Genomic DNA, 318 nt, shown 5'->3' on the forward strand with positions numbered 1-318 from the left:
AAACATTTCTACACAGAGAGTACCAGAGAGGTTAAGTTGCTCAGCAATCTTCACGGCCATAGCTTTAGCTTTCTCTGCTAGACTATCAGAAATGCGGGCAGGCACGATAGTTTTAGAGAGGATATTGTTGCGGTGGATATTTTCCTGAACTGGGAAAACCGTCACGTCCTTGCCGTTACCAGACACGATAACCGAAATTTCAAGGTCGAAGTTAACGAACTCTTCCAAGACACAGTCTGCAGAGTCAGCTAGCACATAGGCTTCTTCCAAATCTGCTTCTGAACGAATAACCTTTTGTCCATGCCCATCATAGCCACC

1 protein-coding gene is annotated in these 318 nt (G+C 45.3%); it reads right to left on the bottom strand.

The features are described from left to right. The coding region (locus tag FH871_RS35410) for an ATP-grasp domain-containing protein (protein WP_138995393.1) at positions 1-318 on the bottom strand (318 nt) is incomplete at both ends.

The organism is Larkinella sp. C7 (assembly GCF_006149005.1).
GTDB lineage: Bacteria > Bacteroidota > Bacteroidia > Cytophagales > Spirosomataceae > Larkinella.